The 9,300-nt window shown below is 72.7% G+C and carries 8 protein-coding genes and 1 pseudogene; 6 read left to right on the top strand and 3 right to left on the bottom strand.

The genetic code is table 11. The features are described from left to right. From AB0J68_RS19155 to AB0J68_RS19145, 3 genes are all read left to right on the top strand, one after another. The coding region (locus AB0J68_RS19155) for a hypothetical protein (RefSeq protein WP_363939693.1) at positions 1-183 on the top strand (183 nt) is incomplete at its 5' end. Positions 184-396: 213 nt separating this feature from the next. Further along, positions 397-612: a biotin/lipoyl-binding carrier protein gene (locus tag AB0J68_RS19150; RefSeq protein WP_039906830.1), complete on the top strand. Its 216-nt coding sequence runs from the start codon at positions 397-399 to the stop codon at positions 610-612. After that, positions 609-1,118 (top strand): GNAT family N-acetyltransferase, encoded by a 510-nt coding sequence (locus AB0J68_RS19145; RefSeq protein WP_355138069.1) that lies wholly within the window; start codon positions 609-611, stop codon positions 1,116-1,118. Before AB0J68_RS19150 ends, AB0J68_RS19145 begins: the two co-directional genes overlap by 4 nt. A 10-nt stretch (positions 1,119-1,128) precedes the next feature. Here the strand turns inward: AB0J68_RS19145 and AB0J68_RS19140 are convergent, their stop codons facing one another. Continuing rightward, positions 1,129-1,731 (bottom strand): helix-turn-helix domain-containing protein, encoded by a 603-nt coding sequence (locus AB0J68_RS19140; protein ID WP_355063665.1) that lies wholly within the window; start codon positions 1,729-1,731, stop codon positions 1,129-1,131. Between the two features lie 112 nt (positions 1,732-1,843). Here AB0J68_RS19140 and AB0J68_RS19135 point away from each other — a divergent pair, with 112 nt between their 5' ends. Beyond that, positions 1,844-3,424, top strand: a complete 1,581-nt coding sequence (locus tag AB0J68_RS19135) for an MDR family MFS transporter (RefSeq protein WP_354858458.1) — start codon at positions 1,844-1,846, stop codon at positions 3,422-3,424. A 58-nt stretch (positions 3,425-3,482) separates the two neighbouring features. Here the strand turns inward: AB0J68_RS19135 and AB0J68_RS19130 are convergent, their stop codons facing one another. Next, entirely contained in the window at positions 3,483-5,312 is a 1,830-nt protein-coding gene (locus tag AB0J68_RS19130; RefSeq protein WP_363939691.1) for a tetratricopeptide repeat protein, read from the bottom strand. Positions 5,313-5,495: 183 nt separating this feature from the next. On the opposite strand from AB0J68_RS19130, the gene AB0J68_RS19125 reads away from it, so the two are divergent. Beyond that, the gene (locus AB0J68_RS19125; protein ID WP_355063794.1) at positions 5,496-6,527 is read left to right on the top strand and encodes an SIS domain-containing protein; all 1,032 of its coding nucleotides are present in this window, start codon (positions 5,496-5,498) and stop codon (positions 6,525-6,527) included. A gap of 30 nt (positions 6,528-6,557) precedes the next feature. Further along, the gene (locus AB0J68_RS19120; protein ID WP_363939689.1) at positions 6,558-8,150 is read left to right on the top strand and encodes a histidine kinase N-terminal domain-containing protein; all 1,593 of its coding nucleotides are present in this window, start codon (positions 6,558-6,560) and stop codon (positions 8,148-8,150) included. Positions 8,151-8,450: 300 nt separating this feature from the next. On the opposite strand, the pseudogene AB0J68_RS19115 reads toward AB0J68_RS19120, so the two are convergent. Next, positions 8,451-9,218, bottom strand: a pseudogene (locus AB0J68_RS19115) (hypothetical protein); the annotation flags it as partial. Positions 9,219-9,300 lie beyond the last annotated feature (82 nt).

The following is a 9,300-nucleotide window of genomic DNA, read 5'->3' as shown; positions in this document are numbered from 1 at the left end:
TTCCGATCTCGATCTTCGACCCGGGCCACCGGCGTACCCGGCCTGCGCCGGGTCGGACTGACCGGTGACGGGCGCATCGCCCGTCGGCGCGTTCAGGAGTTGGGACGCTTGCCGTGGTTGGCGGCGCTCTTCTTGCGGGCCTTCTTCTTGCGGGACTTCTTCGCCATGCTGACCTCCTCGTGATGGGTCGGATCCGTGCTGCGCGCGGCCTCGCGCCGGTGCACCCACCGGCCGCCCGGCGTCGGGTCCGACCCGCTGATGGTAGTGCGCTCGGCACCCGGTGCCTTCCCCCGGGGCCGCCCCGGCCGGCGGGCCGCACCGCTCCGCTCCCGCGTCCCACCCTCGCGTGATTGGATACGTCGGCAGGCACATCGCGAAAAAGGGAGGGCCGTAGACATGGCCGAGGAGATCCGCGCCGAGATGGTGGCGAACGTCTGGAAGGTCGTCGCGTCGGCGGGCGACACCGTGTCCGAGGGCGACACTCTGGTGATCCTCGAGTCGATGAAGATGGAGATCCCGGTCGTCGCCGAGGCCGATGGCGTGGTCCAGCAGCTCGCCGTGCACGAGGGCGACGTCGTGCAGGACGGCGACCTGATCGCGGTGATCGGTTGAGCGGGCTTCTGGTCCGGCTCGCCGACAGCGCCGACTTCCCGGCGGTCGCCCGGCTGACCGTGGCCGCGTACGAGGCGGACGGTCAGCTCAAGGGCGAGCACGGGTACGGGGCGGTGCTGGCCGACGTCTCGACCCGGGCCGCCAGCGGCGAGGTGCTTGTCGCGGTGGACGAGGCGACCGGCGCGGTGCTCGGCTCGGTCACCTTCGTGCTGCCGGGCACCCCGTTCGCCGAGCTGTCCGGGCCGGGCGAGGCGGAATTCCGCATGCTGGCGGTCGACCCGGCCGCCCAGGGGCGGGGTGTGGGCGCGGCGCTGGCCCAGGCGTGCGTCGACCGGGCGGCCGAGCTGGGCTGTACGGCGGTCGTCATCTGCGTCCGCGCGGGGATGGCCGTTTCGGCCCACCGGCTCTACGAGCGCCTCGGGTTCGTCCGCATGCCGGAGAAGGACTGGTCGCCGGTGGAGGGCGTGGCCCTGCTGGGCCTGCGGCTGGAGCTGCCCCGCACCTGAGGCCGGCTCGTCAGCCCCGACCGCTGGCCAAGGCCGCGTCCTCGTCGGGCTCCGCGCCGATCGCGGCCAGCAACTCGTCGGCCACCTCCAGCGCCAGCCGGCGGCGTTCGGCGTCGGTGATGCCCGGCGCCCGCACGGCGAACCAGCTGGTGTGCACGGCGAACAGGGACAGGGTGGCGCGCAGTTGGGCGGCGGGGGAGTCGTCGCCCCGGCAGAGGGCGCTGGCGAGCCGCATCATCCGGCCACGCATCTGCTGGCCGGAGGAGAGGCTCTTGAGCACTGTCTGGTTCTGCTCGAAGAAGCGCATCACCGACGGCATGTCGCCGCCGAACATCGTGTCGGCGTAGCGGGAGATGAGAGCGCGGCGGGTGGCCAGGGTCGCGGGCTGTGAGTCGGCCCAGGCGGTCAGCGCGTCCATCTGATCCAGCCGATCCTCCACGAAGCTGGCGACGATGTCGTCCTTGCTCTTGAAGTGGTAGTAGAGCGCCGCCTTGGTGACGTTGAGGCGTTCGGCGATCTCCCGCAGCGAGGTCTTCTCGTAGCCCTGCTCGGTGAAGAGCTCCAACGCGACGGCCTTGATCCGCTCTCGGGTGCCGCCTGTGCTCTCCCTCACCTACGCCCCCCAATTCACTTGACCGTCAGTTGGTACCCAACTTACCGTGCGGCTAGTAAGGTGACTAGCCGGGCGGCAAGTAAGTAAGGCAATCTTTGGGGGGAGCTTACCCATGACACAGGCAACCCAGGCCGGCGCACGACCCAACGTACGGGTCGTGCTGTTCGGGCTGATGATCGCGATGATGCTCGCGATGCTCGACAACATGATCGTGAGCACCGCGCTGCCGCGGATCACCTTCGAGTTCGGCGGTGCCGGCCACTTCACGTGGATCGTCACGGCGTACATCCTCGGCACGACTGTCTCCACGCCGATTTGGGGCAAGCTCGGCGACCTCTACGGTCGCAAGACGGTCTTCCTGACCTCGGTGGTCATCTTCCTGATCGGATCGGCGCTCTGCGGCATGGCCGGCTCGGCGATGTTCGGCGGTGTCGACAAGGGCATGATGGAGCTGATCGCCTTCCGCGCCGTGCAGGGCCTGGGCGCCGGCGGCCTGATGGTCGGCGTGATGGCGATCATCGGCGATCTGGTGCCGCCGCGTGAGCGCGGGCGCTACCAGGGCATGATCGCTGGCATCATGGCCATCGCCATGGTGGCCGGCCCGCTGGTCGGCGGCTTCATCACCGACAACCTCTCCTGGCGCTGGGCGTTCTACGTGAACCTGCCGCTGGGCGGCGTCGCGCTGCTCGTGCTGATCACCACGATGCACCTGCCGAAGTACCGCACCGAGCACCGGATCGACTGGCTCGGCGCCGGCCTGCTCTCGGTCGGCATCACCGCGATCGTGCTGCTCACCACCTGGGGCGGCAACGAGTACGACTGGGTCTCGCCGCAGATCGTCGGCCTGGCCGTGCTGGCGCTGGTCGCGCTGGTGGCGTTCGGCCTCGTGGAGCGCCGGGTTCCGGAGCCGATCCTGCCGCTGGCGCTGTTCGCCAACCGCAACTTCGCGCTGATCTCGGTGATCGGCTTCCTGCTCGGCTTCGCGATGTTCGGCGCGATGAACTTCCTGCCGCTCTACCAGCAGACCGTGCAGGGGGCCTCGGCCACCAACAGCGGCCTGCTGCTGCTGCCGTTGATGTTCGGCATGCTGGTGGTCTCGCTGGTCATCGGCCGGGCGATCACCAAGAACGGTAGGTACCGGGCGTACCCGATCATCGGCGGCGTGGTGATGACCGGGGGCATGGCGCTGCTCTCCATGCTCGCCCTCGACACCAGCAAGCTGCAGTCCTCGCTCTACATGGTCGTGCTGGGCGTCGGCATGGGCTTCCTCATGCAGACCTCCATGCTGATCGCGCAGAACAGCGTGGAGCAGAAGGACCTGGGCGCGGCGAGCGGCGCGGCCACCTTCTTCCGGTCGATCGGCGGCTCGTTCGGTGTCTCGCTCTTCGGCGCGATCTTCGCCAACCAGCTCGCCGGCTCCGCCGCCGGCAAGGCGTTCAGCGGCGGCGGCGAGGGCGGGATGGACCTGGAGAAGCTCAAGCAGCTGCCCGCCCAGACGCGTGAGCTGGTCCTCACCGGCCTCTCGGACGCGATCTCGCACGTGTTCCTCTGGGCCGTGCTGTTCACCATCGTGATCCCGGTGCTCGCCTGGTTCATCAAGGAGATCCCGCTGCGCACCGCCAACGAGGCGCCGCCGCAGGCCACCCCGGAGGAGGAGGCCGAGGTCGCCCTCGGCAAGGCCCCGGTCGCCTGAGCCCACCCGGCACCCGCGCGCCGCGTCGTCCCCCGGTGGGGAGGGCGCGGCGCGCGGGTCAGGAGCGGCGGGTCAGCCGTTGCCAGAGGCGGCGCAGCGGGTTGCGGGGGCGGGGGATTCGGGGGGCCAGCTCGCCGAGCATCCGGGTGGCCAGTGCCGCGGTGTCCGGGTCCAGGGCGGGGGCGGCCAGCGCGAGGTGGGCCAGCGAGACCGCGATCGGCACCGGCCGGGCCTGGGCCACCGCCGCCGCGTCGGCCAACCGGTCCGCCACCACGCGGGCCACGTCCGGCCGCACCGCCGGGTCCACCCAGGCGGCGGTGATCAGGGCGAACAGCGCCGCCTCGGTGACCCAGTCCTCCACACCCCAGACCAGGTCCACCAGCACCCGGCGTCGGGTCGAGTCCGCCCAGGGCTCGTCGGTGCGCTGGTGCAGCAGCCCCAGACAGGCCCAGACCTGCACCCCGCGGACCCAGATCGACGGATCCTGGGCGGCCAGCAGTCGTCCCAGCCCGCTCGCCGGTGCCGCGGGCGGGTGCACCAGCAGCCCGAGCAGGTCGTCGACGTCCAGGCCGGCCAGGCCCACCGCCGCGTCGTAGGCCGCTGGCGGGTGCGGCCACGCCGGGTGGGCCACCTGTCCGATCCGTTCGACCGCCGCCGCCGAGGGCGCCGGCAGCGCCGGCGTCGGCACGTTCTCCGCGAAATGCCACAGCCGCTGCGCGGACGGGCGTCGGGGCTCGCGCGGGTCCGGCTCCGCGGCGCCGGCGACCTCGATCCGCAGTCCGGGCGCCACCGCCGTCGCCGTCCGTAGGGCGCTCGGTGGGGCTGCCGCCGCGAGGCGTACGGCGCCGCCGATGCCGTTGTCGTCGTCGGCGACCGCCCGACGGAGCGCGTCGACCAGGGGGCCGCCGGCCGGCGTCAGTTGCCCGAGCCAGGGGCGTCCCCGGCAGCACTGGGCCAGATCGCCGTGCTCGTGGCTGTCGTCCGGATGGTCACGGATGAAGTCGGCGAGCGCGACCAGGTGGGACAGGTCGCCGTCGCGCAGGTGCCGCAGCCGGTGGGCGGTGTGCACCGCGCAGTCGAACGACGGGTCCCGGGCCAGCGCCCGCTCGGTCCACTCCAACGCCTCGTCGAGTCGGCCGCTCTCGGCCAGGGTGCCGGCGATGTCGGCGTAGATGGCCAGGTCGTCGGGGTCCAGGTCGACGGCCCGGCCGAGGGCCGCGAGGGCGTCGCGGGTCCGACCCGCGCTGCGGTACGCGTACCCGAGCCAGACCTCGCCCATTTTCGACGGCTGGCACCGTACTCCTCGGCTGGCCCAGCGGATCGCCAGCGCGACCTCGCCGAGCCGTCGGGCCAGCGCGGACGCCGCGCCCAGCAGGAGACCATGCTCGGGGTGCACGGTGGCGGCGTTGCGGGCCAGCGTGAGGTACGGCGTGAGGGCGTTCCGCCCGGCCCTCGGCACCGGGTCGGTCAGCGCCGCGCAGACCTGCATGAGGACGCGGGCGATGTGTTCCGGTTCCAGCCGTTCGGCCAGTTCGGAGGCGGTCACCCACGGCACGCCCGCCCACTGGGTGCCGGGGGTGTGACCGGTCGCCGCGGCCAGCAGCTCCAGCCCTTCGGCGGGGCGACCGGCGGCGGCCAGCAGGTGGGCGCGGGCGACGACCGTGCCCACGAAGGTGTGGTGGTTGATCGGGAAGAGGTCGAGCCCTCCTCCGTCGGCCGCGGCGAGGCGGGCCAGCGTCTCGTGCACCTCAGGCAGGGTGGGTGCCCGCGCCAGCGCGCCGGCCAGGTGGCCGGCGGCGTGGTGGAGGTCACCCTCGTCCAGTGCCAGCCGGGCCAGGGCCAGCTCCTCCGTCGCGGAGAGCGCGGGCTCGTCCCTTCCCTCTGGCACGGTGTCCTCTCGTCGCAGCTACAGACAGCGGGGCCAGCGTAGTTGATATTGAGATGATCAAGTGATCAACTGCGCACTGCTGCTCGAACAATTGCTGCTGTCAACTCTAACGTGCAAGACTGAGCAGGAAACGCGCGGCAATCGCGCAAGAGGGGAGCGTTCGTGACACGTGCAGGGTCCGGAATGGCGGCCGACATCGACGAGCAGCCCGCCGGCTACGCGCGCCTGCTCGACAGCGCCAACGCCGCGGCGATCGCCCGGGTGGCGGCTGTCGTGGCCGAGCGTCGACCGCGACACGTGGTCTTCACCGCCCGGGGCACGTCCGACCACGCGGCCCTCTACGGTGCGTACCTGACCGAGATCCGGCTCGGCCTGCCCGCCGGGCTCGCCTCGCCGAGCGTGGTCACCCTGTTCGGCGCCCGCCCCGACCTGTCCGACGCGCTCGTCGTCGGGGTCAGCCAGAGCGGTGGCTCACCCGACCTCGCCGAGGTGCTGCGCGCCGCGCGGGCCTCCGGCGCGCTCACCCTTGCGGTGACCAACGCCCCCGGCTCCCCGCTGGCCGAGACGGCCGAGTTGAGCATCGACATCGCCGCCGGGCACGAGCGGGCGGTGGCGGCGACGAAGACGTACACCGCCGAACTGCTCGCCCTGCTCATGCTGGTCGAGGGGATCCGGGCCGGCGACGGCGTGCTCCCGGCGGCCGAGCGGGAGGCGCTCGCCGCGCTGCCCGACCTGGCCACCAGGACGCTCGCCGACGACACCCCGGCCCAGCTCGCGCCGCGCTACCGCTTCGCCCGCCAACTGGTCACCACCGGCCGTGGGTACGCCTACCCGACCGCCCGCGAGGCCGCGCTGAAGCTGATGGAGACCTCGTACCTGCCGGCGCTCGCCTTCTCCGGCGCCGACCTGCTGCACGGCCCGCTCGCGATGACCGACCCGGAGGTCCCGGTGCTCGCCGTCGTCGGCTCCGGTCCGGGTGGCCGGTCGATGGGCGAGGTGCTGCCCCGCCTCGGCGAGCGCCGCGCCGACGTGGTGGTCGTCGGCTCCGCCGACGTGCCGGGCGCCACCCGGCTCGCCGTCCCCGAGGTCGACGAGCGGTACGCGCCACTGCTGGACATCCTCCCGTTGCAGCGTCTGGCGCTGGCGTTGGCCCTGACCCGTGGCGAGGACCCGGACGCGCCGCGCGGCCTGAAGAAGGTCACCGCGACGATGTGAGGCGCCGCGCGTCGTGGCACCCTGGTCACCGTGTCCACGCTGCGCGACCTCGCCGAGGAGCACACCCATCTCCGTCCGGCCGACATCGACCACCTGCACCGGATCGCCGGCGACTGGCAGCTGCTCTCCGATCTGTCCTTCGCCGACCTGCTGCTCTGGGTGCCGGTCGACGCCGAGGGCACGTTCCTCTGTGTCGCCCAGGTCCGCCCGACGACCGCGCCCACCGCGTACCAGGACGACCAGGTGGGCCGGATCATCGGCGGCTCAGAGGTGGCCCACCTGGGGGTCGCCTACTCCCAGGGGCGGATCTGGCGGGAGGGCGACCCGGTCTGGTACGGCGACGTGCCGGCCCGACACGAGGCGATCCCGGTCCGGCTACGCACCGCCGACGGCGAGGCCGGCGAAGTGATCGCGGTGGTCGGCCGCGACACCAACCTCTCCACCGCGCGTACGCCCAGCCAGCTGGAACTCAACTATCTGACCACGGCCGACGACCTGGCCCAGATGATCGCGGACGGCACCTTCCCGCCACCGCGGCACCCGGGCGAGACCACCTCCGCCCCCCGCGTCGGCGACGGCCTGGTCCGGCTGGACGCCGGTGGCAAGGTCACCTACGCGAGCCCGAACGCGCAGTCCGCGTACCGCCGGTTGGGCTACGCCTCCCACCTGGTGGGGGAGGATCTGGCCGCGCTGCACCGCCGGCTGGCGGGCGACCCGCTGGACGGCACCGAGGCGGCGAACGGCATCCTGGCGGCGTTGCGCGGCGAGGCGCCGCCCCGGCGGGAGATCGACGCACGCGGGGCCACGATGCTCACCCGCGCCCTGCCGCTGATGCCGGCCGGGGTGCCGATCGGCGCGCTCGTGCTGGTGCGCGACATCACCGAGGTCCGTCGTCGCGACCGGGCACTGATCACCAAGGACGCCACCATCCGGGAAATCCATCACCGGGTGAAGAACAACCTCCAGACGGTGGCCGCCCTGCTGCGGTTGCAGGCCCGCCGGGTGGCCATGCCGGAGGCCCGGGTCGCCCTGGAGGAGTCCGTCCGCCGGGTCGCTTCGATCGCTCTCGTGCACGAGACGCTCTCGATGTCCAGCGACGAGGCGGTCGAGTTCGACGGCATCGTCGACCGGGTCGCCAGCGCGGCGACCGAGGTCGCGGCGACCGAGGTGAGCGTCGGCATGCGCCGTAAGGGCAGCTTCGGCGTACTGCCCGCGGAGATCGCCACGTCGCTGGTGATGGTCCTCAACGAACTGCTGCTCAACGCCGTCGAACACGGCTTCCCGCCAGCCGACGAGACGGACGACGCACCCGTGCCGCCGACCTCGGGCGTGGTGCCGGCCGTCGTCGCCGAGTCTGATCCGTCGGCGCGACCGGAGGTGGTGGTCTCGGCGCACCGGTTCCGCAAGATGCTGCACGTCTCGGTGACCGACAACGGGCGCGGGCTGCCACCCGAGTTCGACGCCGAGCGCGGCAGCCGACTCGGTCTCCAGATCGTGCGGGCCCTGGTCACCGGCGAGCTGCGCGGCACCATCGAGCTGCGCGCGGGCGCCAAGGGCGGCACCGAGGCGCTGCTCGTCGTCCCGCTGGCCCGCAACGCCCCGGAAGGCCGCTCACAAGCCTGACCCCCGCCCGCGGCCACCCCGCCCGGTTACGCCTCCGTCGGCCGCTGGGGCTCTGGCGTTGGTGACGCGTTCGCGGTCCGGCGTTGGTGGCGCGTTCACCGTCCCGGCTTGCCGGCGCGGCGCGGCCGGGCAGTCATGTCGTTTGGAGCCCTATACCTGTGAGTCATAAATATGACTCACAGGTATATCGCCTACTGAGGTGTGACGGGCGACGGCTGGCGGGGTGTCCAGGCTGTCGCGCCGAGCCCTCCGACCCTGGGCGGCATCGGCCCGAGGCGACGACCGGGCTGGGGCGGTGGGTCAGCGATCGGGGCGGCTGGTCAGGAGCGCGACGGTCAGGCCGGGGCGCTGCCAGACCTGCGTGACGGTGAAGTCGGTGCGCAGCGCGTCGCCCTTGGCGCCGGGCACGGCGGCCAGCGGCTCGGCGTGCCGGCCGGAGACGACGAGCCACACTCGTGTCGTACCGGCCAGGCACTGTGCCGGTTGCGGGCACTCGGCGGCCCACAGGTCGCCCCGGCGGACCTCGTCCTCGGTGACCAGCACGTCGCGTGGGGGGTCGCCGAGGTGGTATTCGATGCCGAGGTCGAGGAAGAGCCAACTGTGCCGGGGCGAGTAGACCACCGCGTCCCCCGGACGTTGGCCGTCGGCGATCACCTGAGCCGCGCCCGCGTAGTCCACCGGCGCGCTGCGCGGCCACTCGTGGGTCCGGCGCAGCGCGGCCTGGTCGGGTAGGCCGAGCAGCGCGGCCAGGACCACCACGACGAGAGCGGCCGGTGGGGCCACGGCGGCCAGCGCCGCGCCCGCCAGCAGACACGCGAACGGCACCACGAAGACCAGGTACCGAGGAACCCACAGGGGTACGACCGTGCCGACGGCGAAGAGCAGCAGCACGGGCAGCAGCATCGCGCTCACCGGCAGCAGGGCGCGCCGCCCGAGCCGGGCAGCGCCCAGAGCGGCGACCCCGACCAGCAGACCGCCCACCACGCTGCTCTGGGCCACGCCGCCGGGCAGCGCGCTCAGGTCGTCCAGCCGGGCCGGATCGACCCAGCTCAACTGCTGGGAGCGCTGTCGACCCGGTCGAGCAGCAGCATCGGGTACCGGTGCGGCAGCAGGGCCCGCAGCTCGCCGTGTTCGAGTCTCATCAGGCGTT

It is taken from the genome of Micromonospora sp. NPDC049580 (genome assembly GCF_040675595.1).
Classification (GTDB): Bacteria; Actinomycetota; Actinomycetes; order Mycobacteriales; family Micromonosporaceae; genus Micromonospora.
The sequence above is the reverse complement of the archived record's forward strand: the minus strand, read 5'-3'. Positions and strand labels throughout refer to the sequence as shown.